This window comes from Bacillus sp. PS217, assembly GCF_037963535.1.
Taxonomy (GTDB): domain Bacteria; phylum Bacillota; class Bacilli; order Bacillales; family Bacillaceae; genus Bacillus; species Bacillus subtilis.
In genome coordinates, this window is record NZ_CP150157.1 from 325,313 (window position 1) to 350,731 (window position 25,419).

At 45.3% G+C, this 25,419-nt stretch carries 28 protein-coding genes and 1 pseudogene; 18 read left to right on the forward strand and 11 right to left on the reverse strand.

Going from position 1 to position 25,419, the window contains the following annotated elements:
• The first annotated feature begins 4 nt into the window (after positions 1 to 4).
• Positions 5 to 691 (forward strand): ABC transporter permease, encoded by a 687-nt coding sequence (locus NSQ83_RS01865; RefSeq protein ID WP_082359962.1) that lies wholly within the window; start codon positions 5 to 7, stop codon positions 689 to 691.
• Here the strand turns inward: NSQ83_RS01865 and NSQ83_RS01870 are convergent.
• A complete protein-coding gene (locus NSQ83_RS01870) occupies positions 652 to 786 on the reverse strand; it encodes a hypothetical protein (RefSeq protein ID WP_124073449.1) in 135 nt (44 codons plus the stop codon). The genes NSQ83_RS01865 and NSQ83_RS01870 overlap by 40 nt on opposite strands.
• Positions 746 to 1,132, reverse strand: a complete 387-nt coding sequence (locus tag NSQ83_RS01875; RefSeq protein WP_003246313.1) for a YndM family protein — start codon at positions 1,130 to 1,132, stop codon at positions 746 to 748. The genes NSQ83_RS01870 and NSQ83_RS01875 overlap by 41 nt, the downstream gene beginning before the upstream one ends.
• Before the next feature lie 312 nt (positions 1,133 to 1,444).
• On the opposite strand from NSQ83_RS01875, the gene cwlJ reads away from it, so the two are divergent.
• The 6 genes from cwlJ to tatC all read left to right on the forward strand — a co-directional run bounded on the left by cwlJ (position 1,445) and on the right by tatC (position 5,752).
• Positions 1,445 to 1,873 (forward strand): cell wall hydrolase CwlJ, encoded by a 429-nt coding sequence (gene cwlJ / locus NSQ83_RS01880; protein WP_003246500.1) that lies wholly within the window; start codon positions 1,445 to 1,447, stop codon positions 1,871 to 1,873.
• 105 nt (positions 1,874 to 1,978) lie between these two features.
• Entirely contained in the window at positions 1,979 to 2,710 is a 732-nt protein-coding gene (locus NSQ83_RS01885) for a VWA domain-containing protein (protein ID WP_003246379.1), read from the forward strand.
• A gap of 81 nt (positions 2,711 to 2,791) precedes the next feature.
• Entirely contained in the window at positions 2,792 to 2,968 is a 177-nt protein-coding gene (locus NSQ83_RS01890) for a hypothetical protein (RefSeq protein WP_003246278.1), read from the forward strand.
• Positions 2,969 to 2,986: 18 nt separating this feature from the next.
• Entirely contained in the window at positions 2,987 to 4,738 is a 1,752-nt protein-coding gene (gene phoD / locus NSQ83_RS01895; RefSeq protein ID WP_046664298.1) for an alkaline phosphatase PhoD, read from the forward strand.
• Positions 4,739 to 4,750: 12 nt separating this feature from the next.
• Complete coding sequence (tatAD, locus tag NSQ83_RS01900; RefSeq protein ID WP_003223835.1) at positions 4,751 to 4,963, forward strand: sec-independent protein translocase protein TatAD; 213 nt, start codon at positions 4,751 to 4,753, stop codon at positions 4,961 to 4,963.
• Between the two features lie 60 nt (positions 4,964 to 5,023).
• Positions 5,024 to 5,752, forward strand: a complete 729-nt coding sequence (gene tatC / locus NSQ83_RS01905) for a twin-arginine translocase subunit TatC (protein WP_014475692.1) — start codon at positions 5,024 to 5,026, stop codon at positions 5,750 to 5,752.
• Here tatC and pcp read toward each other — a convergent pair.
• Positions 5,749 to 6,396: a pyroglutamyl-peptidase I gene (gene pcp, locus NSQ83_RS01910; protein WP_046664297.1), complete on the reverse strand. Its 648-nt coding sequence runs from the start codon at positions 6,394 to 6,396 to the stop codon at positions 5,749 to 5,751. The genes tatC and pcp overlap by 4 nt on opposite strands.
• 78 nt (positions 6,397 to 6,474) lie before the next feature.
• Between pcp and NSQ83_RS01915 the strand changes: the two genes are divergently transcribed.
• The gene (locus tag NSQ83_RS01915; protein ID WP_046664296.1) at positions 6,475 to 7,587 is read left to right on the forward strand and encodes an aminotransferase class V-fold PLP-dependent enzyme; all 1,113 of its coding nucleotides are present in this window, start codon (positions 6,475 to 6,477) and stop codon (positions 7,585 to 7,587) included.
• Positions 7,588 to 7,629: 42 nt separating this feature from the next.
• Here NSQ83_RS01915 and lmr(B) read toward each other — a convergent pair whose 3' ends face one another.
• Both lmr(B) and lmrA read right to left on the reverse strand, forming a co-directional pair.
• On the reverse strand, positions 7,630 to 9,069 hold the full coding sequence (lmr(B), locus tag NSQ83_RS01920; protein WP_198879036.1) for a lincomycin efflux MFS transporter Lmr(B): 1,440 nt from the start codon (positions 9,067 to 9,069) through the stop codon (positions 7,630 to 7,632).
• Positions 9,070 to 9,108: 39 nt separating this feature from the next.
• Positions 9,109 to 9,675 carry a transcriptional regulator LmrA gene (lmrA, locus tag NSQ83_RS01925; RefSeq protein ID WP_038428320.1) on the reverse strand — a complete coding sequence of 189 codons (567 nt, stop codon included), beginning with the start codon at positions 9,673 to 9,675 and terminating at the stop codon, positions 9,109 to 9,111.
• Positions 9,676 to 9,891: 216 nt separating this feature from the next.
• Between lmrA and ansZ the strand changes: the two genes are divergently transcribed.
• Complete coding sequence (gene ansZ / locus NSQ83_RS01930; protein WP_198879037.1) at positions 9,892 to 11,019, forward strand: asparaginase AnsZ; 1,128 nt, start codon at positions 9,892 to 9,894, stop codon at positions 11,017 to 11,019.
• Positions 11,020 to 11,182: 163 nt separating this feature from the next.
• Positions 11,183 to 11,821, forward strand: coding sequence for a lipase LipA (gene lipA / locus NSQ83_RS01935; protein ID WP_003246250.1), 639 nt, complete (start codon positions 11,183 to 11,185; stop codon positions 11,819 to 11,821).
• 37 nt (positions 11,822 to 11,858) lie between these two features.
• Here the strand turns inward: lipA and NSQ83_RS01940 are convergent, their stop codons facing one another.
• Positions 11,859 to 12,242 (reverse strand): RDD family protein, encoded by a 384-nt coding sequence (locus NSQ83_RS01940; protein ID WP_029317228.1) that lies wholly within the window; start codon positions 12,240 to 12,242, stop codon positions 11,859 to 11,861.
• 234 nt (positions 12,243 to 12,476) lie between these two features.
• Between NSQ83_RS01940 and NSQ83_RS01945 the strand changes: the two genes are divergently transcribed.
• Complete coding sequence (locus NSQ83_RS01945) at positions 12,477 to 13,553, forward strand: helix-turn-helix domain-containing protein (protein WP_003246276.1); 1,077 nt, start codon at positions 12,477 to 12,479, stop codon at positions 13,551 to 13,553.
• Between the two features lie 39 nt (positions 13,554 to 13,592).
• On the opposite strand, the gene natK is transcribed toward NSQ83_RS01945, so the two are convergent.
• Together natK and natR are read right to left on the reverse strand one after the other, a co-directional pair.
• Positions 13,593 to 14,549 (reverse strand): two-component system sensor histidine kinase NatK, encoded by a 957-nt coding sequence (gene natK, locus NSQ83_RS01950; protein ID WP_088467507.1) that lies wholly within the window; start codon positions 14,547 to 14,549, stop codon positions 13,593 to 13,595.
• 12 nt (positions 14,550 to 14,561) lie between these two features.
• A pseudogene (gene natR, locus NSQ83_RS01955) lies at positions 14,562 to 15,263 on the reverse strand (two-component system response regulator NatR).
• A gap of 143 nt (positions 15,264 to 15,406) precedes the next feature.
• Between natR and natA the strand changes: the two are divergent.
• From natA to NSQ83_RS01970, 3 genes are all read left to right on the forward strand, one after another.
• Entirely contained in the window at positions 15,407 to 16,147 is a 741-nt protein-coding gene (gene natA, locus NSQ83_RS01960) for a sodium ABC transporter ATP-binding protein NatA (RefSeq protein WP_015252894.1), read from the forward strand.
• The gene (gene natB / locus NSQ83_RS01965) at positions 16,148 to 17,308 is read left to right on the forward strand and encodes a sodium ABC transporter permease NatB (RefSeq protein WP_003234755.1); all 1,161 of its coding nucleotides are present in this window, start codon (positions 16,148 to 16,150) and stop codon (positions 17,306 to 17,308) included. It abuts the gene before it with no gap.
• 135 nt (positions 17,309 to 17,443) lie between these two features.
• Positions 17,444 to 18,376: an aldo/keto reductase gene (locus NSQ83_RS01970; protein WP_088467508.1), complete on the forward strand. Its 933-nt coding sequence runs from the start codon at positions 17,444 to 17,446 to the stop codon at positions 18,374 to 18,376.
• A 38-nt stretch (positions 18,377 to 18,414) separates the two neighbouring features.
• Here the strand turns inward: NSQ83_RS01970 and NSQ83_RS01975 are convergent, their stop codons facing one another.
• Together NSQ83_RS01975 and NSQ83_RS01980 are read right to left on the reverse strand one after the other, a co-directional pair.
• Entirely contained in the window at positions 18,415 to 19,479 is a 1,065-nt protein-coding gene (locus tag NSQ83_RS01975) for a DUF4352 domain-containing protein (protein ID WP_003234750.1), read from the reverse strand.
• Between the two features lie 22 nt (positions 19,480 to 19,501).
• The gene (locus NSQ83_RS01980) at positions 19,502 to 19,633 is read right to left on the reverse strand and encodes a hypothetical protein (RefSeq protein ID WP_003246334.1); all 132 of its coding nucleotides are present in this window, start codon (positions 19,631 to 19,633) and stop codon (positions 19,502 to 19,504) included.
• A 173-nt stretch (positions 19,634 to 19,806) separates the two neighbouring features.
• Between NSQ83_RS01980 and NSQ83_RS01985 the strand changes: the two genes are divergently transcribed.
• Together NSQ83_RS01985 and NSQ83_RS01990 are read left to right on the forward strand one after the other, a co-directional pair.
• Positions 19,807 to 21,225 (forward strand): YcdB/YcdC domain-containing protein, encoded by a 1,419-nt coding sequence (locus NSQ83_RS01985; protein ID WP_339238932.1) that lies wholly within the window; start codon positions 19,807 to 19,809, stop codon positions 21,223 to 21,225.
• 186 nt (positions 21,226 to 21,411) lie between these two features.
• Positions 21,412 to 22,773: a YcdB/YcdC domain-containing protein gene (locus NSQ83_RS01990; protein ID WP_129138221.1), complete on the forward strand. Its 1,362-nt coding sequence runs from the start codon at positions 21,412 to 21,414 to the stop codon at positions 22,771 to 22,773.
• Between the two features lie 7 nt (positions 22,774 to 22,780).
• On the opposite strand, the gene cwlK is transcribed toward NSQ83_RS01990, so the two are convergent.
• On the reverse strand, positions 22,781 to 23,284 hold the full coding sequence (gene cwlK, locus NSQ83_RS01995) for a peptidoglycan L-alanyl-D-glutamate endopeptidase CwlK (RefSeq protein WP_106074159.1): 504 nt from the start codon (positions 23,282 to 23,284) through the stop codon (positions 22,781 to 22,783).
• Between the two features lie 122 nt (positions 23,285 to 23,406).
• On the opposite strand from cwlK, the gene rapJ reads away from it, so the two are divergent.
• Both rapJ and NSQ83_RS02005 read left to right on the forward strand, forming a co-directional pair.
• Positions 23,407 to 24,528 carry a response regulator aspartate phosphatase RapJ gene (gene rapJ, locus NSQ83_RS02000; RefSeq protein ID WP_015715201.1) on the forward strand — a complete coding sequence of 374 codons (1,122 nt, stop codon included), beginning with the start codon at positions 23,407 to 23,409 and terminating at the stop codon, positions 24,526 to 24,528.
• A 106-nt stretch (positions 24,529 to 24,634) separates the two neighbouring features.
• Positions 24,635 to 25,411 (forward strand): SDR family oxidoreductase, encoded by a 777-nt coding sequence (locus tag NSQ83_RS02005; protein WP_003234739.1) that lies wholly within the window; start codon positions 24,635 to 24,637, stop codon positions 25,409 to 25,411.
• Positions 25,412 to 25,419: the final 8 nt, after the last annotated feature.

Below are 25,419 nucleotides of genomic sequence, written 5' to 3' on the forward strand. Positions count from 1 at the left end.
GTTGATGAATCTGATCAGAATCGAATTAAGAAAAATGAAAATGGGCTGGTATATCAGAGGTGCCCTTATTGCCAACGTGATCATTATGGGTTTTATGTGGCTGATCAGTTATTCCGAAAAAGCCGATGGCGGGGTTTCGTTCCAAAGTACGGATGAAGCATTCCTCATCATCGGCACCTTCGTCAGAGCGGTATTTATCGTATTTGGCGCTGTGCTGATCGTAAAATTGGTGATTTCGGAATATAAAAACAAAACCATTCTTGTGATGTTCACGTACCCGATCAGCCGTAAAAAGCTGCTCACCGCTAAGCTCATGATCGCGGGCGGACTGACGTTTATCACGATTTTACTTTCAAATATACTCATAGCCGCCGGTTTCTTTTGGCTGAACTCGATCTACCATTTCATACCGGGAGAGCTTACTTCCAAGATCATTTCTCAACAGGCGGTCAAAATGGCGGTTTTCGCTTTTGGCGCCGCTGGAACCAGTTTAGTTCCCATCTTTTTTGGGATGCGTAGACACTCGGTTCCGGCGACCATCATTTCATCTGTAGTAATTGTGATGCTCATCAGCTCAACAAGTCCGGGCTTCTCGATTTCATCTGTTGTGTATATCCCGTTATCGTTAGCGGCATTCGGATTGTTCTTTTCCTACATGGCGATCAGGAATGCGGACAAGCAGGATGCGTAAACAAAGGCGCCCAATATGTATAAAAGGCCGATGCTGTCAGCATCGGCCTTTCCATTATGAGTCTGTTCTTGTTTCAAGATAATGCTTCTTGCCAATCTCTTTGCTCATCATATAGAAATGGAAGCAATATTCACCGATTGCCATGACAATCGCGCCGAATAAAGCCGCCAATGCAACTTCACCGCCAGTCATCCCCATAGAAAGCGGCATGCCCATCAGCCAGATCACGAGAAAGGCCAAACCAAAATCAGCCAAAGTTGCAATCATATTATTCCATTTCGGCAATACATAAAGATCGCCCAGTAAATAAGAAATAACCCCTAACACAATCGTCATTAGCAGCGTATCACCAAACGTGAACCCAAAGCCCAGACCAAGCACCAGATACAACACAATAATCGTCATAATACCTTTAATAGCGAGCGCTTTCACATGTGTCATTACAATTCCTCCTTTTGTCATTTGATTTGTTATGTATAATTCCTCAAATGTAAAAAGTTAAACCTTATTTCTTTTCGGAGACGGGTGCAAATCTGCTGGGGAGGGGTCAATGATGTGAATCAGGAATTGAGGCTGCGGCGCTTCGACAGCGGAAATGTGAAGCTTGTACTGCACCGGACGCTGCTTTGATGCCCAACAGCCCATTATGTTTGCTGTTTTTAGATGAATAAATTTAAAAACTTCTCCTGTCCCTCCGTCATCACTTCTGAAGTAATGAAATATGATGAAAAGAGATCAAGGGGAGGTGACGTGATGGCGGTCGTGAGAGCAACGAGTGCGGATGTCGATTTGATGGCAAGGCTGCTCAGAGCGGAAGCGGAAGGTGAAGGCAAGCAGGGGATGCTGCTTGTCGGCAACGTTGGAATTAATCGGCTGCGGGCGAATTGCTCAGATTTTAAAGGCCTCCGCACCATCAGGCAGATGATTTATCAGCCACACGCGTTTGAGGCTGTGACTCATGGATATTTTTATCAAAGAGCGCGGGATAGCGAGCGTGCCCTTGCACGCCGGTCGATTAATGGTGAAAGGCGCTGGCCTGCAAAATTTAGTTTATGGTACTTCAGGCCGCAGGGGGACTGTCCAGCCCAGTGGTATAACCAGCCGTTTGTGGCCAGATTTAAGTCACACTGCTTTTATCAGCCGACGGCGGAGACGTGTGAAAATGTATATAACACATTTTAGAGACAGGACACCGTTCAAATTGAACGGTGTTTTTCTTTGAAAAGATGCAATGCAAAATATTCCTGTGAGATAATCAAAGAAAAAAGAGCTGACGGAGATGACAGAATGGCAACAATTGACCTGCAAAAGAAAAGTGTAAAGATCGTACTGGAGAAAAAGCAGTTAACGAAGGTGACGGCTCGTGTTGGACTGGTTCTTGATATTACGGGATCGATGAGACCGCTCTACAAAAACGGGACGGTTCAAAATGTGGTGGAGCGGATTTTGGCAGTGGCTGATCAGTTTGATGATAACGGTTTGCTGGATGTATGGGTGTATGATAATGAATTTTCCCGATTAAAGCCAGTTTCAGAAAAGGATTTTTCGGGCTATGTCGATCGTGAAATTTTAAATAATGACCGCTTGCATAAATTCGGCAGAAATGATGAGCCGCCAGTCATGAAGGACGTGCTGCGCAAATATGTTACGGAGGAACCGAGCTCGTATCCTGCTTTCATTGTTTTTATCAATGACGGGGGCTGTAAAAAGTCAATCAAACCGATAATTGAAGCTTCTTCTGATAAACCGGTGTTCTGGCAGTTTGTCGGCATCGGAAACGGAAACTTTGATTTTCTCAATAAACTGGATACGTTAGAAGGGCGTGTCATTGATAACACGAACTTCCTGCATATCGAAGAGATTGACCGCATTTCTGATGATGAGCTTTATGATGCTCTGCTTGCTGAATTTCCATTTTGGCTGAAAGAAGCGAAGGAAAAAGGGATTGTAAGAGAACAAGAGCCTCCTGCTGAAAAGCCGAAAAAGAAGGGCTTTTTCAGCAGATTGTTTTCGAAATAACTGATAAAGAGCACTGAGTCATTCTGCGAAATGGCTCGGTGTTTTTGTTTTTTTAAGATCATGTGAAGAAAAATAGGCCGAATGGGCGGCTTGCAAACGACAGGATATGCAGAAAACGCGTCATTCAGCCAGCTTTCGGCATGTTTCAGCAGCAGGCTTGTGAGGGAAGACCTGTTTTTAATGTTCAGCGCTTACAATCAGTTCACACTTCTTCACAGTCGTTTAACAATGATTTCCTATAATGGAGACGATCAATGAGGAGAGAGGGGATCTTGAATGGCATACGACAGTCGTTTTGATGAATGGGTACAGAAACTGAAAGAGGAAAGCTTTCAAAACAATACGTTTGACCGCCGCAAATTTATTCAAGGAGCGGGGAAGATTGCAGGACTTTCTCTTGGATTAACGATTGCCCAGTCGGTTAGGGCCTTTGAAGTAAATGCTGCGCCTAAATTCTCAAGCTATCCGTTTACATTAGGGGTAGCGTCAGGTGATCCGCTTTCTGACAGTGTCGTGCTTTGGACACGTCTGGCACCAGATCCGCTGAATGGCGGGGGAATGCCGAAGCAAGCAGTGCCTGTCAAATGGGAGGTCGCAAAGGATGAGCATTTCCGCAAAATCGTAAGAAAAGGCACTGAAATGGCTAAACCAAGTCTTGCCCATTCCGTTCATGTGGAAGCGGACGGGCTTGAGCCAAACAAAGTGTACTATTACCGTTTCAAAACCGGTCATGAACTAAGCCCTGTCGGAAAAACAAAAACACTGCCTGCCCCTGGCGCCAATGTGCCGCAAATGACCTTTGCATTTGCTTCCTGCCAGCAATATGAGCACGGATATTATACGGCCTACAAGCATATGGCAAAGGAAAAGCTTGATCTTGTCTTCCATCTCGGTGATTACATATATGAATACGGCCCAAATGAATATGTATCAAAAACAGGCAATGTCCGCACGCACAACAGCGCGGAAATCATTACGCTGCAAGACTATCGGAACCGTCACGCTCAATACCGTTCTGACGCCAATCTTAAAGCTGCACATGCGGCATTCCCTTGGGTTGTAACTTGGGATGACCATGAAGTTGAAAACAACTATGCCAATAAAATACCTGAAAAAGGACAGTCGGTTGAAGCATTCGTGCTCCGCCGCGCGGCAGCATACCAGGCATACTATGAACATATGCCGCTCCGCATTTCCTCTTTGCCGAATGGCCCAGATATGCAGCTGTACCGGCACTTTACGTACGGAAACCTGGCGTCCTTCAATGTGCTTGATACCCGCCAGTACAGGGACGACCAAGCCAATAACGACGGCAATAAGCCGCCTTCTGATGAATCGCTCAATCCGAATCGGACCCTGCTTGGAAAAGAACAGGAGCAGTGGCTCTTCAACAATTTGGGCAGCTCGACAGCCCACTGGAATGTGCTGGCGCAGCAGATTTTCTTTGCCAAGTGGAATTTCGGGACAAGCGCAAGCCCGATCTACAGCATGGATTCGTGGGACGGCTACCCGGCTCAGCGCGAACGGGTGATCAATTTCATTAAAAGCAAAAATCTGAATAATGTTGTCGTACTGACAGGTGATGTACACGCAAGCTGGGCATCGAATTTGCATGTCGATTTCGAGAAGACAAGTTCAAAAATATTCGGAGCCGAATTTGTCGGAACCTCGATCACATCCGGAGGAAACGGCGCCGATAAGCGGGCGGATACGGACCAAATTTTAAAAGAAAATCCGCACATCAAGTTCTTTAACGACTATCGCGGATATGTCCGCTGTACAGTGACGCCTCACCAGTGGAAAGCCGATTATCGGGTGATGCCGTTTGTGACCGAGCCGGGCGCAGCCATTTCCACGCGGGCTTCATTCGTTTACCAGAAAGACCAAACTGGGTTGAGAAAGGTATCATCCACAACAATCCAAGGCGGGGTGAAGCAATCCGATGAGGTCGAAGAGAATCGTTTCTTTGCGCACAACAAAGCCCACGAAAAACAAATGATTAAGAAGCGGGCAAAAATCACGAATTAAGGAGTGGAAATTATGTTTTCAAACATTGGAATACCGGGCTTGATTCTGATCTTCGTCATCGCCCTCATTATTTTTGGCCCTTCCAAGCTGCCGGAAATCGGGCGTGCCGCCGGACGGACACTGCTGGAATTTAAAAGCGCCACAAAATCACTTGTGTCTGGTGATGAAAAAGAAGAGAAATCAGCTGAGCTGACAGCGGTAAAGCAGGACAAAAACGCGGGCTGAATGCTGATGAGGCAGACACCGGGTCTGCCTCTTTTTTTATGAAAGGGAGGGCTTTTTTGAATGGATAAAAAAGAAACCCATTTGATCGGGCATTTAGAAGAGCTTCGCCGCCGGATTATCGTAACCCTCGCGGCATTTTTTCTATTTCTCATCACGGCTTTTTTGTTCGTACAGGACATTTATGACTGGCTAATCAGGGATTTGGATGGAAAGCTGGCTGTGCTTGGGCCGAGTGAAATCCTCTGGGTGTATATGATGCTTTCCGGCATTTGTGCCATTGCGGCTTCTATCCCTGTTGCCGCGTACCAGCTGTGGCGTTTCGTTGCACCGGCGCTGACGAAAACGGAGCGCAAGGTGACGCTCATGTACATACCAGGTTTATTTGCGTTGTTTTTGGCGGGCATCTCCTTCGGATACTTTGTCTTGTTTCCGATCGTGCTCAGCTTTTTGACTCATTTATCCTCCGGCCACTTTGAAACGATGTTTACGGCTGACCGCTACTTTCGGTTTATGGTGAATTTGAGCCTGCCGTTCGGCTTCTTGTTTGAGATGCCCTTGGTGGTGATGTTTTTAACAAGGCTGGGCATCTTAAATCCTTACAGACTGGCCAAAGCGAGAAAGCTGTCCTATTTTCTGCTGATTGTCGTATCTATATTGATTACACCGCCTGATTTTATTTCTGATTTTCTCGTGATGATCCCGCTTCTTGTCCTGTTTGAAGTGAGTGTCACCCTATCGGCGTTTGTCTACAAAAAGAGGCTGAGGGAAGAAACAGCGGCGGCCGCTTAGTGCAGCGTACCGCCCGGTGACTTCACATCCTCATCATATTGTGCGGCCGTAACAGCGGCGATTCTCAATGCCCGGACAATCGTGTCCAGGCTGAGGCTCGGCGCTGTTTTGTCGATTGTTTGCTGCGGAATGTAAGGAATATGAATAAAACCGCCGCGAATGTGCGGGGATGTCCGGCTAATGTGATCCATTAACCCGTAGAACAAATAGTTGCATACAAAGGTCCCCGCTGTGTAGGAAACCGCAGCTGGAATGCCGTGTTCCTTCATCTTAGCAGTTATTCGTTTCACGGGAAGCCCTGTCCAGTAAGCGGCGGGCCCATCTGGAGAAATCTCTTCATCAATCGGCTGATGTCCTTCGTTATCGGGGATTCGCGCATCTGCAAGATTGATCGCCACCCGTTCCGGTGTAACCTGCATCCGTCCTCCTGCTTGGCCGACACAAATTACGATATCCGGCTGATGTGTTTGAATGGCTTGGCGCAGAGTGTCCAGAGCGGATCTAAAGACGGTTGGAATTTGTTCCGCTGTAATAATGGCTTCTTCTGTCTCGAAGCCATTAAGCCGTTTCGCTGCTTCCCATGATGGATTGACGGTTTCTTTGTCAAAAGGGTCAAAGCCAGTGATCAGCACTTTTTTTCTCATCTTCTCATCTCCTTTTTCTTTTATTCTATTGTTTATTTATGGGTTTTTCATCAAAATAATGTAAAGGAGTGAATCATAATGGAGCATTTACCGCAGCAGTATCGTCATTTATTCCCAACCTTGCAGACGCATACGATGCTTGCCAGCTGTTCTCAGAGCGCATTGGCAGAGCCTGTATCAAGGGCGATCCAGGATTATCATGATAGCCTGCTGTATAAAGGGACGAACTGGAAAGAAGCGATTGAAAAAACAGAGTTTGCGAGAAACGAGTTTGCAAAGCTGATCGGGGCTGAACCGGATGAAGTGGCGATTGTGCCGTCAGTTTCTGATGCGCTGGTTTCTGTAGCATCGTCCTTAACTGCATTTGGAAAGAAGCACGTTGTATATACAGATATGGATTTTCCGGCGGTGCCTCATGTTTGGCAGGCACACTCCGATTATACCGTATCCGTCATTCCATCAATAGACGGTGTGATGCCGCTCGAACAGTATGAAACGCATATTTCGGATGAAACAGTACTGACGTGTGTTCCTCACGTTCATTATCGTGACGGCTATGTTCAGGATATAAAAGCGATTGCCGAGATTTCTCAGAGAAAGGGCTCTTTATTGTTTGTAGATGCTTATCAATCAGCCGGGCATATTCCCATTGATGTGAAGGAATGGGGCGTAGATATGCTGGCAGCAGGCACCCGGAAGTATTTGCTCGGCATACCGGGTGTGGCGTTTCTTTATGTGAGAAAGGAGCTGGCTGACGCACTGAAGCCGAAAGCATCAGCTTGGTTCGGCAGAGAGAACGGATTTGATGGGGCTTATGCAAAAGAAGCGCGCCGTTTTCAAACGGGCACCCCAGCTTTTATCAGCGTATACGCAGCTGCAGCGGCTTTATCGCTGCTGAATCATATTGGGGTTTCTCATATCAGAGATCATGTGAAAACGATCTGTGCCGATGCAGTTCAATATGCCGCTGAAAAAGGCCTGCAGCTGGCGGCGGCACAAGGTGGGGGTCAGCCGGGCATGGTTGCGATCCGGGATGAGCGGGCATCGGAAACGGCGGCGTTGCTGAAGAAGAAAAAAGTGATTTGCGCGCCGCGGGACAATGTCATCCGTCTCGCTCCCCATTTTTATAATACGAAGGAGGAAATGCGGCACGCGATTGATGAAATCGCGGCGAAAACGATCCACAAGTAAACATAAAAAAAGCCCCTGAACACTAGTCAGGGGCTTTTCATATTAATGATCTACCTTCACGCGCTTCATAAAGAAAGCGCCAATTAAACCGATAATGGCAACAATCATTGCAAACACAAATGCGTGCTGTACACCCGCTGTCAAAGCTTGCGGGATGACTGCCGGATCGGCAGGGTTTTTAACTGTACTCATATAATCATGCTGGCCTGCAGCCATAATGCTGACCGCAACCGCTGTTCCGATAGCGCCAGCCATTTGCTGCAGCGTGTTCATAATGGCGGTGCCGTCTGGATAAAATTCGCGCGGCAGTTGGTTTAAACCGTTTGTCTGTGCAGGCATCATGATCATAGAAATCCCGATCATCAAGCAGGTGTGCAGGATGATAATCAGCACAGCTGTTGAAGTGGTCGTTACATTTGAGAAGAACCATAGTACAACTGTGACAATCACAAATCCCGGAATGACAAGCCATTTCGGCCCGTATTTATCGAACAAGCGGCCTGTGACAGGGGACATAAATCCATTTAAAATACCGCCCGGCAAGAGAACAAGACCAGATGCAAATGCAGTCAGGACTAAGCCGCCTTGCAGATACATCGGCAGAAGCAGCATAGATGACAGAATGACCATCATACAAATGAACACCATGATCACACCCAAAATAAACATCGGGTATTTGAACGCACGGAGGTTCATCATCGGCTGCTTCATTGTCAGCTGGCGGATTGAAAATAGGATAAGGCCGACAACGCCGACAATCAGCGACACGATAACAGTCGGGCTGGACCATCCCCCGGAGCCTTCACCCGCGTTGCTGAATCCGAACACAATGCCGCCGAAGCCAATCGTCGACAGGATGATAGACAATACATCGATTTTCGGCTTTGTCGTTTCAGATACATTTTGCATATATGCGATACCGAAAACAAGCGCCAGCACAAGGAATGGAAGAGAGATCCAAAAAATCCAGTGCCAGTTGAGATGCTCCAGAACCAATCCTGAGAAAGTCGGGCCGATGGCGGGCGCGAACATAATGACAAGACCGATCGTTCCCATTGCGGCACCCCGTTTATGAGGCGGGAAAATCACCAGGATCGTGTTAAACATCAGCGGGAGTAAAAGACCGGTTCCGAGTGCCTGAACGACCCTCGCCGCCAATAAAAACGGGAAGCTTGGCGCAAGCGCCGCGATCAGCGTCCCTAATATTGAAAAGATAAGTGACACGGTAAAAAGCTGTCTTGTTGTGAACCACTGCAACAGCAGTCCTGAAACAGGAACAAGGATACCGAGTACAAGCAGGTAGCCCGTCGTTAACCATTGGACGGTTGCCGCTGTAATGTTCAATTCCTTCATAAGGTCGGTTAACGCAATATTCAGCGCTGTTTCACTGAACATGCCGATAAAACCGGCCAACAGCAAGGAAATCATAATCGGCATCACTTTGTATTGCTGAGATGCTTTAGCTGTTGTTTCCAAAATCATTTCCCCTCTCTATCAACTGCATGTAGTATGTCGTTTTTTTTATCTCTTCAGCAGGTCAGGAATGCAGCTGGAGATATGAAGGAGCGGCGTACTGTTTTTTGCCGTCAAAGATAAAAGGATGCCGCCTTCAATCATCGCGTTAACCACAGTGCTGGCTTCTTTTGCATGCCTCTCGCTGCAGCCAGTCTGCCGCAGTTTTTCCTCATACACAGAGGCCCATTCTTTGTAGGCTTCATGACAGGCTTCGCGCAACGGTTCGCTTTTCAATGACGTCTCAGCCGCTAGCAAGCCCACAGGCAAGCCTTCAATGTCTTCCGTACATGAAAACTGGCAGGAGAGCTCCTTCAAAAAGGCTTGAATGCCTTCTGCTGGATCGGTGTAGGATTCCATGCAGTCCGCGATTTTCTGACGGATATACTCCTTCATCTCATTCACGGCTTCGATCGCAAGCTGTTCTTTACCCCCGGGAAAGTGGTAGTAAAGAGAGCCTTTAGGCGCACCGCTTTCCTTTATAATCTGGTTCAGCCCCGTGCCGTAATACCCTTGCAGCTGAAAAAGCCGGGTAGCTGCCGAAAGGATTTTCTCACGGGAATCTCCATAACTCATAACATTCCCACCTTACTGAATTGCAATCAAAAATATAGTGACTGGTCTATTATCTTGATTCAATCATCAATTGTCAAGAAAAATTCATTGTATGAAAAGACAAAAAAAGAAGGATATGACAACAAAAAATACTGAGAGAAAAGCTGACTGATCTTTTGACTGAATAGATAAAATGTTCAATGATTAATCATCATATGGATGTAAGGAGAGAAATAGATGAAAAAACAACGAATGCTCGTACTTTTTACTGCACTATTGTTTGTTTTTACCGGATGTTCACATTCTCCTGAAACAAAAGAATCCCCGAAAGAAAAAGCGCAGACACAAAAAGTCTCTTCGGCTTCTGCCTCTGAAAAAAAAGGTCTGCCAAACATTAGAATTTTAGCGACAGGAGGCACGATAGCTGGTGCCGATCAATCGAAAACCTCAACGACTGAATATAAAGCAGGTGTTGTCGGCGTTGAATCACTGATTGAGGCAGTTCCAGAAATGAAAGACATTGCAAACGTCAGCGGCGAGCAGATTGTTAACGTCGGCAGCACAAATATTGATAATAAAATATTGCTGAAGCTGGCGAAACGCATCAACCACTTGCTCGCTTCAGATGATGTAGACGGAATCGTCGTGACTCATGGAACAGATACATTGGAGGAAACCGCTTATTTTTTGAATCTCACCGTGAAAAGTGATAAACCGGTTGTTATTGTCGGTTCGATGAGACCTTCCACAGCCATCAGCGCTGATGGGCCTTCTAACCTGTACAATGCAGTGAAAGTGGCAGGTGCCCCTGAGGCAAAAGGGAAAGGGACGCTTGTTGTTCTTAACGACCGGATTGCCTCAGCCCGATATGTCACCAAAACAAACACAACTACAACAGATACATTTAAATCAGAAGAAATGGGCTTCGTCGGAACAATTGCAGATGATATCTATTTTAATAATGAGATTACTCGTAAGCATACGAAGGACACGGATTTCTCGGTTTCTAATCTTGATGAGCTGCCGCAGGTTGACATTATCTATGGATACCAAAATGACGGAAGCTACCTGTTTGACGCTGCTGTAAAAGCCGGAGCAAAGGGGATTGTATTTGCCGGTTCTGGGAACGGGTCTTTATCTGACGCAGCCGAAAAAGGGGCGGACAGCGCAGTCAAAAAAGGCGTCACAGTGGTGCGCTCTACCCGCACGGGAAATGGTGTCGTCACACCAAACCAAGACTATGCGGAAAAGGACCTGCTGGCATCGAACTCTTTAAACCCCCAAAAAGCACGGATGTTGCTGATGCTTGCGCTTACCAAAACAAATGATCCTCAAAAAATCCAAGCTTATTTCAATGAGTATTGAAGAAAAGAAGGCGAATAAGCCTTCTTTTTTTTTGGCTTTTTAGGACCAATAATGACCTCTGAATCTTAAAATTTCTTTAAAAATAAGCCAAAATTACCCTTTACTTAATTAATTTGGTAACGTAATATAATTGGAGAATTTGTTACAAAAAAAGGAGGATATTATGAAATTTGTAAAAAGAAGGATCATTGCACTTGTAACAATTTTGATGCTGTCTGTTACATCGCTGTTTGCGTTGCAGCCGTCAGCAAAAGCCGCTGAACACAATCCAGTCGTTATGGTTCACGGTATTGGAGGGGCATCATTCAATTTTGCGGGAATTAAGAGCTATCTCGTATCTCAGGGCTGGTCGCGGGACAAGCTGTATGCAGTTGATTTTTGGGACAAGACAGGCACAAATTATAACAATGGACCGGTATTATCACGATTTGTGCAAAAGGTTTTAGATGAAACGGGTGCGAAAAAAGTGGATATTGTCGCTCACAGTATGGGGGGCGCGAACACACTTTACTACATAAAAAATCTGGACGGCGGAAATAAAGTTGCAAACGTCGTGACGCTTGGCGGCGCGAACCGTTTGACGACAGGCAAGGCGCTTCCGGGAACAGATCCAAATCAAAAGATTTTATACACATCCATTTACAGCAGTGCCGATATGATTGTCATGAATTATTTATCAAGATTAGACGGTGCTAGAAACGTTCAAATCCATGGCGTTGGACACATCGGCCTTCTGTACAGCAGCCAAGTCAACAGCCTGATTAAAGAAGGGCTGAACGGCGGGGGCCAGAATACAAACTAATGAGATAAATAACCTTGAAGAGTCCTATTCTTCAAGGTTATTCTGCTTTCAGCACAATGGTTTTCGCCGCCATATCATGAACGGTTTGTTTTTTCTTCGTAAATGCGGCTGTCAAATAGATCAGGCGGGAGAATACATGCACCCACGCTATGATGTAACGGACAATCGCCTGTAGGAAAGAAATTTTCTCGTGTGTTTCGTCCCTCACGATTTGCAGCCCGATGATTTTTTTGCCCAGTGTGCCCTTCCAATTTGTCAGCGGCATCAGCAAAGGATACACAATCAGCATCAATATGGCGACAATAATGACACCAGCGGACCCATCGCCAAACGTAAATCCGGCTGCCAAAATCACTGCTGCGGCAATGATTACATCAAGTAAAAGAGCGCAGGCGCGCAGCATGAAACCAGCTAGTTCCAATAGAAACACTCCTTAAAATGTTAAATAAACACCTAATGATTGTAAAAAAGAAGGGCCTAAAGTGGGAATAGGTGATAAGCCTTAAATCACAAAAGTTGGTGAAAATGTCATAGGTAAATTGGCATAATCAGCCAGCTTATCACATTACCAAATTCTTTTTTAGCCCGAAACCAAGCCCTCAGAAGTTATTTTTGTTAAAATAGAAAAGTTACAACAGAATTCGGAGGGTTTATTGTGGGAAAAGTGAAACGAAATGCCCCTTGCCCATGCGGCAGCGGCAAGAAATATAAAAAATGCTGCGGAAGTAAAGTTGTCGACTTCCCGGCGGAACTAGCGGCAAAAGAAGCGAAACAAATTCAGGAAGACTTAGTGGAGTATGCCTTCACAGTACATAGAGAAAGCATTTCAGGCTTTATCAACCAGCATGATTTTCTTTCTGCTATGGACAGACAGACGAAAGACATCAGCGTATTTAACTTAGGAATCTGGGGAATCTTCTTCCACCCGCTTGCTGGTGAGAAGACAATCTTCGAAGAGTACCTTCAGAAAAAAGGCGATTCGATCACTCGTCCGAAAACGCGTGAGATCGTAGAATCATGGCAGAGCATGACGCCTGCTTTATTGCTGCTGAAGGACCTGAAGGAAGGCATCATTCACTTTGAAGATGTCATTACGGCAAAACAATTCGAAGTGGAAATGGACGCCAGCAATCAAGACCTTCCTCCAGTGGGAAGCCTGATTCTTGGATACCCAATCCACGAAGCGGAAAAAGCAGAATTCTTCATGCAGTTCACGATCTTCCCGGTGAAGAGAACAGAAGCGCTGATCAGCAAGGTGAAGAAATATGCGGATGCCGCTGTGAAGGACGGCAAAACGCCGGAGGACTTCATGAAGCAGGAATTCAACAACGTTCTGTTCGCGTTGTTAGCTGAGAAAGATGAAGAGCCACAAGCAGAGAAAGCGGAAGTAAGCACTGTTGAGTGGGCAAACGACTTGGAGAAAGAAACCGCTGCGGCTATTGAAGAAGGCATGAGCGGGGAAGAGTATCCGACTGAATTGATCCCAGCTGTTATTGACATCTGGAAAACATTCTGCGAGAAAAAATCACCTGTCATCAGAAAGCCGGAAGCTTTTGCGGCGGCAGTTGAATATTATGTAAACGCAATTTCTCTTAACGGCGCGTCCGTTTCCCAGGCTAAACTGGCGAAAAAATACGGCGTTAGCGCATCAACGATTTCCAGCCGTTACAAAGAAATTGAAAGCACGCTGCAAGATGAAGCAGATCGTTTTGCACAAGCGTTATCCTCATAATGGAAAAAACCTTGAAAAGCCAGGCTTTTCAAGGTTTTTTTATTTCTGAAACGGAATTTTGATTTCTAACCGGAAGACGGGGTGGCGGTAGGTAAAATCCAGCCTGCCAAAAGCGCTCTTCACCAGTTTTTGAATGATATATGTGCCCATGCCTTCATGAGCGCCGTTTTTCGTTGAGCGGCCAAACGATTGATAAATTGTATCGAGCACTTTTGGGTCCATCCCGGGAGTGCTGTTTTCACAAGTCAGTACATAAAGTCCGCTGCGCAGTGAAGTTTCCAGTTTAATCTCTGCTTTTTCTCGGGCCTCCGCTGCGCTGTCGAGCGCATTTTCTAATATGTTGCCGACCAAGCTGACCTGATCAGCAGGCGAAAACGGAAGGGAAGAAAGCGGTGTATGCATATGCAGCGAAACACTCACATTCGAGGCGCGGGCTTTTTCTAAAAAATCATAAAGCACCCCTGCAACGTACGCGTTCTCTCCTTTCAAAAAACGGTCATATTGGCTGTATTGATCCGCCCAGTTTTGAATATATGCTTGTGTATCTGCCTTGGGCTGAGCTGATTTGATTGCAGTGATATGTTTCATTGTGTCATGATTCCGGCTTCTGACATCAATCAGCATTTGATTGGCGTGCTGTTCAGCTTGAGTCAGCTTATCAATTTGATCAGAAAGCCTTGCCTGCAAAGCAGACTGTCCGATACGGAGCCCTTCACACCCTGCAAATATCGCGATTACACATAATACCGGCATGATGTCTGTGCCGATCAGCACTACTCCCGCCGACATCACTTGAATCACCGCAATCCACGCACAAAGCTGGAAGGAACAGCAGTCCCACACCCGCTTCGTATTCCAAATGTACAAACCTGCAGCAGCTGCGCCTAAAACAGCGGTGAGCCAAGAGACTGCTGTGCTGTGTGAAAGAGCAGCAGCTCCCTGATAACATATGAAACTAAATAAAACCAGATAAAGACATTGAAAAAGGGTAATCACGTTCCGAACTCCTCAAAAATAGTAGTTTTGAAAATAATCAAGCTGCTGCTTAGTGATCATCGCTTTTTTAGACGTTCCCTCAAAGGAAACTGTGAATGAATGCTTGGTATAAGCGGAAAAATGCTTTATGTAATGAATGTTGATAATAAAGGAACGATGCGAACGAAGAAAATCCTTTTCGGGCAGGTCGCCTTTAATATCATTTAATGTTTGATACGTTTGCACCTCTTCGGCGGTTGTCACAATCGTCGTCGAACGTCCCGTCCGTTCTGCGAAAATAATATCCTTCTTTTGCAGGACGTGCATTTCAGACTTTTGCTTTATCAATATACGCCCATTCAAACTCGTTTCCGTTTTCTTTTTCAAGTACCGGTCGAAGGAAGCGGCCAGACGGTCGGCATAGTACGGCTTCATAATATAATCATGGACGTTCAGGTCAAAGGCGTGAACCGCATAACCGCCATGGCCGGTAACAAAAATCACATCCACATCAAGTGAATGGGATTTGATCAAATCAGCAAGCTCTTAGCCAGACATATGGGGCATCTCGATATCGGCAAGCAGCAGATCAATGTCTCCGTTCTTTACCCGCCTGTAGGCTTCCTTCGCTGAATCGGTGGAAAAGACAATTTCGACGTCCTGCATTCTGGACACGATCGCTTCCAGCTTCTCTAAATCTACTCGATAATCATCTACAAGTCCGACTTTTACCATTATCATTCCCCTAGTTACATAGAATCATCTTTATTCTATCCCATTTCACGACATAAAAAGAACTCTTCGCGACAACTTTATCCAACTAATCCAGCTTTTCGTATATAGTCATTACTAGAAATAAAGATAAGGGAGATTGTGACATGATTACACTGACCGATTGCAGCCGCAGGTTTCAGGATAAGAAAAAAGTAGTCAAAGCGGTGCGAGATGTAAGCTTAACAATTGAAAAAGGAGAAGTCGTCGGCATTCTCGGAGAAAACGGTGCCGGCAAAACGACGATGCTGAGAATGATTGCTTCCTTGCTTGAACCATCACAGGGTGTAATCACAGTAGACGGCTTTGACACGGTCAAGCAGCCGGCTGAAGTCAAAAAAAGAATCGGTGTCTTATTCGGAGGAGAAACCGGGCTTTACGACAGGATGACCGCTAAAGAAAATCTCCAATACTTCGGCAGGCTGTATGGGCTGAACCGCCACGAGATCAAAGCAAGAATAGAAGATTTATCGAAACGGTTCGGCATGCGCGATTATATGAACCGGAGAGTGGGCGGGTTTTCGAAAGGCATGAGGCAGAAAGTCGCCATTGCCAGAGCGCTGATTCACGATCCGGACATCATTTTATTTGATGAGCCGACAACTGGGCTTGATATTACGTCAAGCAACATCTTCCGCGAATTTATACAGCAGCTGAAAAGAGAACAAAAAACGATTCTTTTCTCCAGCCACATTATGGAGGAAGTGCAGGCACTCTGTGACAGTGTCATCATGATTCACAGCGGAGAGGTGATTTACCGAGGGGCGCTTGAATCACTATACGAGAGCGAGCGCAGTGAGGATTTGAATTACATCTTTATGTCTAAGCTTGTCAGGGGGATTTCTTAAATGCTGAGCCATATTTATAAAAAAGAAATGATCGACGCTTTGCGCGACAGAAAAACGATTTTACTCACAATCTTAGTGCCGATGATTATGATGCTTGGACTTGTCTTCTTTTATGAAAGCATGCTGTCCGACAAAGGGGAGCAGTACACGCTGGCTGTCGGCCATTCGCTTCCGCCCGCACTGGAAAGCAAGCTTAATGAGATTGACGAAATCAGCGTAAAAACATTTGCAAAGCCTGAAGAGGCAGTTGATGAAGGAAAAGCAGATGCCTATCTGAACGTCCCGAAAGAGTTCGACTCATATGTCAACAGCATGACACCTTTTAAGGTTGATGTTTACGGCAATTCAATAGATCAAGGGTCGTCAAATGCCATGCAGCTTGTGCAGTCTGCCTTAGATCAGTACAAAAATGAAATTGTGCAGCAACGTTTAACAAATAAGCATATTGATCAATCGGTGATCCAGCCGTTTACAATTCAGCAAAAGGAAGCGGATGAGGAGAAAGGGACTTCCGCTATTATGCTTTCCGCCATTCTGCCCATGCTGATTCTGACTTCCATTGTTTCCGGCGCAATGCCGATCGCTCTTGATATCATGGCCGGTGAAAAGGACCGAAAGTCAATCGAGGCGCTGCTATTAACGCCAGTCAGCAGAAACAAAGTGCTGGTCGGCAAGTGGCTTGCGGTTTCCACTTTTGGCGTGGCTTCAGGTGTATTTGCTTTGGTGTTTTTGATTTTGTCCACCGTGTTATTTACCGAAAATTTAAAAACGGCCTTCCAGCTGGGAGATCATATGTGGAGTGTAATCGGCGCTTCAGCCTTAATCATTGTGCTCTCTGCATTGCTGATATCTGCGATGGAGCTTTTCATCAGCATCATGTCCAGCTCGGTAAAAGAAGCGCAAAGTTATATGTCTCTCGTCGTCTTTCTGCCTGTGTTCCCGATGTTTTTCATCTTCAGCAAGGCACCGAACCAATTTGACTTATCATACTTTCTCATCCCGTTTCTGAACCTGCATGCGTTATTTAAACAGCTTTTATTCGGGATGGTTGACCCGGCTGCCATTTTGTCTACGTCAGGAACCATCGCCGTGCTCATCGCCATCTTCTTTTTACTAGCCAGAGCCTGCTTCCTGAAAGACAAATGGGTTCTTCCAAAATAAACTTGCAAAAGGAGAAATACACTTTCTCCTTTTTGTATATCCTGAAAAAAGAAGGAAAATAGAAAAAGGATAGCTAATACAAAAAGTGACCCTGCACTATTTTTCATCAAAATTGGTTTCAAAGGAGAAGGAACAATGGATCAAACACGTACACTCGGCAAAACGAAGCTGAAGGTGAAGCGGATCGGATTCGGCGCGAATGCGGTCGGCGGGCATAATCTATTTCCAAATCTAAATGATGAAACAGGGAAGGATTTAGTGCGCACGGCATTGGATGGCGGCGTCAATTTTATCGATACCGCCTTTATATATGGATTGGGGCGGTCTGAAGAATTAATCGGCGAAGTCGTACAGGAACGCGGCGTGCGGAATGAGCTCATCATCTCCACCAAAGGAGCTCATAAAGAAGTGGACGGCAGCATTGAATTAGACAATAGCCGGGAGTTTCTTCGCAGCGAGGTCGAGAAGAGCCTGAAGCGGCTGAAAACAGATTATATTGATTTGTATTATGTTCACTTTCCGGATGGAAAAACACCTCTCGCTGAAGTGGCGGGCACTTTGAAAGAGCTGAAGGATGAGGGGAAAATCAAAGCAATCGGCGCTTCGAACCTCGATTATCAGCAATTGCAGGATTTTAATGCTGATGGCTATTTGGAGGTCTTCCAGGCCGAATATTCTCTCATACAGCGTGATGCCGAGAAAGAGCTTCTTCCATACTGTGAAAAACAAGGCATCTCCTTTATTCCTTACTTTCCGCTTGCGTCCGGACTGCTGACAGGAAAATTCACGCGAGACACAGTCTTTGATGATTTCAGAAAGGATAAACCTCAATTTCAGGGTGAAACGTTTATCCACAATCTCAAAAAAGTAGATAAGCTGAAAGCAGTAGCGGAGGAAAAACAAGTGGATACGGCACATGTCGCCTTGGCGTGGCTGTTAACGAGACCGGCGATTGATGCCATTATTCCAGGAGCTAAACGACCTGAGCAATTACAGGATAACCTGAAAACCTTGAACATTGAACTCACCGAAGATGAAGTGAATTTCATCAGCGACATTTTTAAATAAAAAGGAAATAGCCGTCATGGCTATTTCCTTTTGGTGTTTTATTCTTTGATGAATGCTTCGACTAATTCTGCTGCTCTGTAATCATCCATATCAAGCTGCCATTGGTCGATGTCATTTTTCTTCATTTTTACTTCGACTGTTTTTTCAGATGAAGCAGGTCCAAGCTTTTTAAATTCCTCAGGGTAGACTTGAAGCGCGTATTTCACTGCCTCTTCATAGCTGGCACTAGAGTTTTTACTGTAGTAGTCTTTCACTTTGTCTTCGATACGGTCTGAAAGAGAAGATGCATCTACAGGTTTAACTGTGGCTTCAACAATTGCTTCGTCTTTAGAGATTGAAGTCGTTTTTGCTTGAATGGAAGAGTTTTTGCTTAATCCCTCTTTAATGCCGTTCACGATATTATCAAGCGCTTTGCTGTCCGCATATGTGCTGGAAAGGCCGGAAGCTGAGAGATAACCGTCTTTGGCTGATTCATTGAAATCATTTACAATTTCATTTTTGTTAGCGCCGGTGATTTTTTCGAAATCGGCGTTATCTTTGCCGAAAAGAAGGACATCAACATAAGCTGATAACGCTTTTGCAGAATCTTGGAGCTTATCTGCCGTCGCCAGGATTTTTTTGTCTTTTCCGTCAATTTTAAAAGTAACTGATTTTGGCTTTTTATCACCGTAAGATTCCGGCGTATAGTTAAGCTCGTATTGCTTGCCTTTATCTACAACGAAGAAAAGATTTCCTTCAACGGATTTGTCAGCGTTAATGGTGCTGCCTTGAAGCTTTTCGCTATAGTCTTCAGGGTCTGTGTCAGACATTTTGGTATCACCTTGATACAATGTGAAATCCATACTGTCTACATTCAGCGGGTCTTTTCCTGTGTTTTTCACCGCGACATTGACTTTTAACACGAGCTGGTCATCTGAAGTGGACTTATCATATTTAGACGGAAGTGTGTAAGAGACATCCTTGATTTTGACTTGAGCTATATCTGAGCTTTTTTCTGTTTCTGATTCTTTCTTCTCCGCGCTTGTTTTGCTGCCGGAACAAGCAGCTGTAAACATCATCAGCAGAAGAATTAGGAAAACAGCGTACGTTTTTTTCTGAAACATTCATTTTTCCTCCTCAAATGGTTTAGGAAAGGGGAGTCTTTTGTCTTTGAGAAATGGATCTTTTTGAATGGATTAGCATCATATAACCAAAAAAATCAGTTCTTTTCTCACGGTTCTCACCGGATTTTCTGGAAACTCCGCCCTCCTTTGTCATGAATGGACCTATAAAAAGTTACAACGGAATTAATTTTAAGATTATTAGCTTTTATATTGAATAGGTTCATCATCCTATTTTTGGTGAAAAATGTTCTGGTAAAACTGGTAAACTCAGAAAACTGTGTATTTTAGACTATTACTTTTTGATTAGTTGGAGGGAACTTAAGAAGGATGAAAGGGGCCGCCTTTGTGAAGAAAGAGGGACTGAAACAAAAAGCACTGGAAATCGGCCGGGTGCCGACACACTTAAAACTGGAAATTGAAGATTATGGCGGTGATGATAAAAGAGCTCATTTATGTTGGGCAGATCCTCAGGATGAGAATACCGGCATTATCGTGGAGCTTGGACCGGACGGAGAGCTGGAATCCCTTTCCCGTGATATTGAGCCTGAAAGCGGAGAAAGGCTGTCTGAGGAGAAACTAGAGGATATCATGCGCCAATTTGTCGAGACTCATCATCCGGGGGCACTCTCTGCCTTTGTTCGTGAAGAAAATGACCGTGCATACGGCGATAAAGTGAGATTTTCATATGTTCAAATGGAGGCTGGGCTTCCTCTCCCCATGAGCGGATTTATGGCTGATGTTTCCTTATCAGGTGAGATTGTTTACTTCCGTTATTACGGCGAAGCGGGCAGCATCATCAAGCCAAAGCGGGTCGCGGATGTTGAAGAGGCACTTGCCTTTATCAAGAAGGACGTGGAGTTCGACCTTTTGTTTCAGGTTCTCCATCGTTCTGTTTACAAAAACGGAGATGATCAGCCGCATTTGGTGTACGAGCCTGAATGTAGGGCGATTACCGTACCTGCGGATTTGGTTCAAGAAGAACAAGCAGTTGATGATGACGATGATTACAGGGAGCCGGAGAGCTTTCCTCTCCCTTTATTCGAGGGCATCCGCGAAAAGGCCGATCCTGACAGCATGATTGGTATTGAAAATGGGTTTGTCAAAGAGCGGGAAGCGGATTTGGGAGATGGGAGAATTGGAATCGTTTGGCGGAATCCGGATGACCCTGTGTATCAGCCGGCGGATAAAAGCATGGACAGCTGGTTTAAGGGACGGACTCATCAAGTGCTGAAAACCATCTATAACAAAGAAACCGGAAAACTCGAAGGCGTCATGTCATTTATGGAGAAAAAAGGGCCGCTGACAGTAACCTTGGCAGAGTGTGAAAAAATCGCGCTTCGCTTTCTATTTGCTTTATTTCCGAATGCCGATCAATATTTTAGGATCAGATACGACGAAAAAGATGAAGAAGAAAACGCAGTCGCTGGTTTTACGTTTGAAGCGCATTGTCACGGAGTTCCGATCCGATTTGGGCAGATCAGAATTTGTGTCAGCCGCCAGACAGGGGATATCACTGTTTATATGGGACCGGATATTGACCCAAATAAGCTGGCAGCCATTGATCCCATTCCGGCCATTTCAGTTGAACAAGCCAAGGCTATCTTTTGGCAGCATTTTAAAGTTGAGCTTGGCTGGGAAAGAGAGTACGGAGATGATGAAGAACACAGCTACCGGCTCGTCTATAAGCCGGTGTATCCGCGTTTTATCGATGCACATACAGGAGAGCCTGTCTTCAGCTCATGGTAAAACAGCCAAAAGTCACGCAATTGCCTCAGGCATAGAAGAGAGTGCGTGATGAAAGTAACAGAAAGAATCTCGAAAAACAATGACAATAATAGAAAAGGACCTTTCTTCACTTTAAAAGAAGAAAGGTCTTTTTATATAATAAACAGGATTCTCTTTGTCGTAGACTCTTTGAAAGGGATGACTTCATTGGTTAATAAACAGCTGAAAAAGAAGGCGCAGGAGATCGGAAATGTACCGACGCATTATGAGCTTGAGATAGAAGATTACGACCAAAAGCAAAAGAAGAACGGGCAGGCATATTTTATCTGGAAGGACCCTAAAGATCCGGAAAAGCACATTACAGTTGAACTTAGAAATGACGGCGCTTTGCTCACCTTTTCAACAACTGTCCGCTCCGAACCAGACAAACAACTTCCAGATGCCGAGCTGAAGCTGACGGCTCTTCAGTTTGCCGCTGCCAATCATCCCGGCACATTTATGAATTTTCATTTTCAAGGCAAGGAAGAACGGGGGCAGCACATCCGGTTTGTCTATACCAAAATGGAGCTGGGGCTTCCGATTCCCAATTCCGGCTTTTTAATTGATATGACACGCAGCGGTCAGATTGTCCACTTTCTATATTACGGGGAAGGGCATAAAGCCGAAGTTCCGACGGAATTTGTAGCAAAAGAGAAGGTTGTGTCCCATTACTTAAACACAATGTCTTTTGAGCTGATGTACGATGTCATTGATGGCGAACAGGAACCAAGGCTTGTTTATGAACCGATTCTCCCGGGATACAGCTATCCCGCAGATGTAGACGAAATTGTGCCCGACCAGCATATCGCAGATGAAAGAATAGAAAACACGGCGCCACTGCCGCCGCTTCAGAACAAGGAAGAAGTTGATATATTTGCCTTGCTGGGTTTTACCTCTGATATGCAGAAAGTCAGTGAAAGAGACTTTGGAGAACAAATTGGAAGCACATGGCGCAGGGGCGCTGCGCCGGAGCGTAAGGATTTAAGCATAGGAAGCTATTTTGAAACGAGAAATAAAAACACAATCAAAATGAAGACGGATAAAAGAACCGGAAAATTAAAAGCAGCGCTTTCTTTTATGGAGCGGCAGAACAACCGCCAATGCTCCACGGAAGAATGCCAAGAGATAGCGCTTCAATTTTTGTATGCCCTCTATCCGAGAGCGGCTGAGTTTTTCAGGGTGAATCCCGTCCGAATTGATGAAAGAGGGAGAGTCCGCAACCATTTTTCTGTCTGGTATAAAGGAGTGCCGCTGCGGTTCGGCGCTGCCCGCATCATTGTCAATCCGGAAACTGGGTTGGTTGACGCTTTTATGGCGCCTGATATTGAACCTGAACAATTGGAAGCGATAAATCACAGGCCGGATGTTTCCGCTGAAGAAGCGAGAGAAGCGTTTTTAGGCGCTTTTGATGTGAAGCTGGAATGGCAGCCTGATTTTACAGCAGGCAGTGACCAGCACTACAAACTTGTCTATAAGCCGGTTTACCCTTCCTATATTGATGCGCACATAAGGAAAAAGAAAAGGCTGTGAGGGGTGTCTAGTTATGAATCATCTCCAAGTGGGGGTAGTCCTTGAATCGTTTCCAATCCCCGCCCCATTCAAAACCGAGTGTCTTAGCGATCTCGACAACCTCCAGCCAATCTGATTTTCCGTTTTGATTGCCGTCATATTCCATATCCCATATGATGCTCCCATCCTTTTTTTGAAGGGCGAAATCAATCGCTAAACCATAGTTATGATACGATTCCCCTCCTCTTGCATAGGTGACAATATTCCCTTTTTTTGTACGTCCCTGTTTATATAATTCATCTTGTTCCTTAAAGGACCTGAATCCTTCAGTAATGACGACGGTAATGCCTTTATTCGCTGCAGCGGCTTTGAGTGCATCGGCATTCTGCTTCACAATCGGATGAAGATCCGAGGGGACAGGCATGTCCTGCAAGGCGTTTTGAGAATGCCATTCATGCCGAATATAACTAAAACAAAGATCTAGAAGAAATAGAATACATAAGATAACAAATGTTTTTGCGGGTAACTTCATATCGGTCTCACTTTCTCAAGATGTGCTGAATGTTAACGCTTTTAAGTGATTGACTCTCTCTAAAAGCGAACAGCTATGATAAAATATAACATAAATAGTAGCAGGAGGAAGGAGGCAGACCGATGAGAGCAAAGATTCCATCAGAAGAAGTAGCAGTAAAGCTGAATGAATGGTACAAGCTCATTCGCGCATTTGAAGCAGATCAAGCAGAAGCGTTAAAGCAGGAGATTGAATACGATTTAGAAGATATGGAAGAGAACCAGGACTTGCTTTTATATTTTTCTTTGATGGAATTCCGGCATCGAATCATGCTTGATAAGCTGATGCCGGTGAAAGACAGCGACACCAAGCCTCCGTTCTCTGATATGCTGAACGAAATTGAAAGCAATCAGCAAAAACTCACGGGCTTACTGGAATACTACTTTTATTATTTCAGAGGAATGTACGAATTCAAGCAGAAAAATTTCATATTAGCGATCGACCATTATAAACATGCCGAGGAAAAGCTCGAGTATGTCGAGGATGAGATCGAAAAAGCTGAGTTTCTTTTTAAAGTCGCAGAAGTGTATTATCACATCAAACAAACGTATTTTTCCATGAATTATGCGAGCCAGGCGCTTGATATCTATACGAAATATGAACTGTACGGTCGCCGCCGGGTTCAGTGTGAATTTATCATCGCCGGAAATTTGACCGATGTGTATCATCATGAAAAAGCACTGACCCACTTGTGCAGCGCTTTAGATCATGCCAGGCAGCTTGAAGAAGCATACATGATCGCCGCTGCCTATTATAATGTCGGACACTGTAAGTACAGTCTGGGTGATTACAAAGAAGCGGAGGGCTATTTCAAAACAGCCGCCGCCATTTTTGAGGAGCACAACTTTCAGCAAGCTGTTCAAGCTGTATTTTCACTGACCCATATCTACTGTAAAGAGGGAAAATATGACAAGGCAGTAGAGGCGTATGACCGCGGGATAAAGAGCGCGGCTGAATGGGAGGATGACATGTACTTGACGAAATTCCGCCTCATTCATGAGCTGTATCTTGGAAGCGGCGACCTGAACGTGCTTACAGAATGCTTTGATCTGCTGGAATCCAGGCAGCTTCTTGCTGACGCCGAAGATCTGCTGCATGATACAGCGGAACGTTTCAATCAGCTGGAACATTACGAGTCCGCCGCTTTCTTTTACCGCAGGCTGATGAATATTAAAAAGAAGCTTGCTGAGCAGCGTTTTCAATAGGAAATGGCAGAGAACTACAGGTTCTCTGCTTTTTTTGTGCTGTTTTCAACTCGGAAAAACAGGGTATTTTCCACTGCATAGTGAGAAACAGAGGAGGATATCAAGTATGTACAAAGATTTAACCGGAAAAACAGCGATTGTGACAGGGTCTTCAAAAGGAATCGGGAAAGCCATTGCGGAACGGTTCGGACAGGAGAAAATGAATGTTGTTGTAAACTACCACAGCGACCCGTCTGGAGCCGATGAAACCCTGGAAATCATTAAACAGAACGGAGGGAAAGCCGTCGCAGTTGAGGCGGACGTGTCAAAAGAAGAGGGGATTCAGGCGCTCTTGGACACAGCTTTAGAGCATTTCGGCACGCTCGATGTGATGGTAAACAACTCTGGTTTTAACGGCGTTGAGGCGATGCCGCATGAGATGAGTCTTGAAGATTGGCAGAGAGTGATTGATGTCAATGTTACCGGAACCTTTCTGGGAGCGAAAGCAGCACTTAACCACATGATGAAAAACAATATCAAGGGCAATGTGCTGAATATCTCAAGTGTTCATCAGCAGATTCCGCGCCCTGTCAACGTTCAGTATTCCACATCCAAAGGCGGCATCAAGATGATGACGGAAACGCTGGCGCTCAATTATGCGGATAAGGGAATCCGCGTCAATGCGATAGCGCCCGGCACCATTGCCACAGAATCAAATGTTGATACGAAAAAGGAAGAGAGCAGGCAAAAACAATTGAAAAAAATCCCGATGAAAGCCTTCGGAAAGCCTGAAGAAGTGGCGGCAGCAGCAGCTTGGCTCGTATCTGAGGAAGCAAGCTATGTGACCGGCGCAACACTTTTCGTCGACGGCGGAATGACACTTTATCCATCTCAGCTTGAATAGAAGACAAA

What these genes read in the sequence shown, in the direction of transcription:
- lipA (WP_003246250.1), top strand. Translation starts at nt 11,183, where the DNA reads ATGAAATTTGTAAAAAGAAGGATCATTGCACTTGTAACAATTTTGATG.
- NSQ83_RS01915 (WP_046664296.1), top strand. Translation starts at nt 6,475, where the DNA reads ATGGAGCATTTACCGCAGCAGTATCGTCATTTATTCCCAACCTTGCAG.
- NSQ83_RS01985 (WP_339238932.1), top strand. Translation starts at nt 19,807, where the DNA reads ATGAAAGGGGCCGCCTTTGTGAAGAAAGAGGGACTGAAACAAAAAGCA.
- rapJ (WP_015715201.1), top strand. Translation starts at nt 23,407, where the DNA reads ATGAGAGCAAAGATTCCATCAGAAGAAGTAGCAGTAAAGCTGAATGAA.
- tatC (WP_014475692.1), top strand. Translation starts at nt 5,024, where the DNA reads ATGGATAAAAAAGAAACCCATTTGATCGGGCATTTAGAAGAGCTTCGC.
- NSQ83_RS01975 (WP_003234750.1), bottom strand. Translation starts at nt 19,479, where the DNA reads ATGTTTCAGAAAAAAACGTACGCTGTTTTCCTAATTCTTCTGCTGATG.
- lmrA (WP_038428320.1), bottom strand. Translation starts at nt 9,675, where the DNA reads ATGAGTTATGGAGATTCCCGTGAGAAAATCCTTTCGGCAGCTACCCGG.
- NSQ83_RS01980 (WP_003246334.1), bottom strand. Translation starts at nt 19,633, where the DNA reads ATGACAAAGGAGGGCGGAGTTTCCAGAAAATCCGGTGAGAACCGTGAG.
- pcp (WP_046664297.1), bottom strand. Translation starts at nt 6,396, where the DNA reads ATGAGAAAAAAAGTGCTGATCACTGGCTTTGACCCTTTTGACAAAGAA.
- natB (WP_003234755.1), top strand. Translation starts at nt 16,148, where the DNA reads ATGCTGAGCCATATTTATAAAAAAGAAATGATCGACGCTTTGCGCGAC.
- NSQ83_RS02005 (WP_003234739.1), top strand. Translation starts at nt 24,635, where the DNA reads ATGTACAAAGATTTAACCGGAAAAACAGCGATTGTGACAGGGTCTTCA.
- cwlJ (WP_003246500.1), top strand. Translation starts at nt 1,445, where the DNA reads ATGGCGGTCGTGAGAGCAACGAGTGCGGATGTCGATTTGATGGCAAGG.
- NSQ83_RS01890 (WP_003246278.1), top strand. Translation starts at nt 2,792, where the DNA reads ATGGGCGGCTTGCAAACGACAGGATATGCAGAAAACGCGTCATTCAGC.
- NSQ83_RS01865 (WP_082359962.1), top strand. Translation starts at nt 5, where the DNA reads ATGAATCTGATCAGAATCGAATTAAGAAAAATGAAAATGGGCTGGTAT.
- NSQ83_RS01885 (WP_003246379.1), top strand. Translation starts at nt 1,979, where the DNA reads ATGGCAACAATTGACCTGCAAAAGAAAAGTGTAAAGATCGTACTGGAG.
- tatAD (WP_003223835.1), top strand. Translation starts at nt 4,751, where the DNA reads ATGTTTTCAAACATTGGAATACCGGGCTTGATTCTGATCTTCGTCATC.
- cwlK (WP_106074159.1), bottom strand. Translation starts at nt 23,284, where the DNA reads ATGAAGTTACCCGCAAAAACATTTGTTATCTTATGTATTCTATTTCTT.
- phoD (WP_046664298.1), top strand. Translation starts at nt 2,987, where the DNA reads ATGGCATACGACAGTCGTTTTGATGAATGGGTACAGAAACTGAAAGAG.
- NSQ83_RS01875 (WP_003246313.1), bottom strand. Translation starts at nt 1,132, where the DNA reads ATGACACATGTGAAAGCGCTCGCTATTAAAGGTATTATGACGATTATT.
- ansZ (WP_198879037.1), top strand. Translation starts at nt 9,892, where the DNA reads ATGAAAAAACAACGAATGCTCGTACTTTTTACTGCACTATTGTTTGTT.
- NSQ83_RS01970 (WP_088467508.1), top strand. Translation starts at nt 17,444, where the DNA reads ATGGATCAAACACGTACACTCGGCAAAACGAAGCTGAAGGTGAAGCGG.
- natA (WP_015252894.1), top strand. Translation starts at nt 15,407, where the DNA reads ATGATTACACTGACCGATTGCAGCCGCAGGTTTCAGGATAAGAAAAAA.